Below are 781 nucleotides of genomic sequence, written 5' to 3'. Positions count from 1 at the left end.
CGTTGGTGCCAATTAAGTTGCTAATAGGTACACCCACAGAGTAAGGCTGATAGCGATGAACTAACATCAAATTGTAGTTCAGATGGCCTTGCGGGCTGGGGGCTGACATCAATACACAATCAAATTCTATAAAAGGATGCGTAAAGCGCACTTTATTGCCACGCTTATACAGCGTCACCATCCCTGTTTGACGGTTTAAGCTATAAACACGTTTGCTTTTCAAAAAAGGCGCTAAAAAATAGTAGCCTTTACATACCAGTTTATAGTGTCCCCATATAAGCAAGCAAGGAAGCGTGAAATAAAGGGTTAGGCCATAGGTTCCGGTTGACCAAGTCTCCCACCTAGCATCCCAACTTGCATAACCAAATAATAGTGGATAAAGCAATATTAAATAAGCCAAAGGCAAAAATAAAATCAATAGTATTTTTGTCATAGTTAGTAAAAATGTATAAAACTGAGACCAGCCGGACAATGCCTCACTATTCAACCTTTCTTCATTCCAGTATAACGACTTATTGTCGCCCTCTATCTCCTTGAGATAAGAGGGCGTAATCTCCCCAGCCAAAGATAGAGCAATGGTGTCATTTGCCTTGGTAAAGGGGAACACTTTCCCCTTAGTGAGTAGCTGCTGCAAAAAACCGTGCGGTGGTTTAGCGGGTTGTAGCGACAGTTGCTCAGTGTTGTAGACCATGTCAGCTATCTGCAAAGATGTTGATCTTTGGACCGGTGGCGGGCGATGTTTTTTGTTGTTCGGCTATTTCCGCTAGCGTCTTCTTGTAGG

At 42.8% G+C, this 781-nt stretch carries 1 protein-coding gene; it reads right to left on the bottom strand.

Translation table 11 applies throughout. The features are described from left to right. Window positions 1–706, bottom strand: a 706-nt coding sequence (locus tag HLG76_RS14645) for a hypothetical protein (RefSeq protein WP_175993942.1), incomplete at its 3' end; no start/stop codon positions are given. Window positions 707–781 lie beyond the last annotated feature (75 nt).

It is taken from the genome of Salinivibrio sp. EAGSL (assembly GCF_013366455.1).
Lineage (GTDB): Bacteria > Pseudomonadota > Gammaproteobacteria > Enterobacterales > Vibrionaceae > Salinivibrio > Salinivibrio costicola.
Note: the sequence above shows the minus strand (reverse complement) of the source record. Positions and strands in the feature narration are given on the sequence as shown.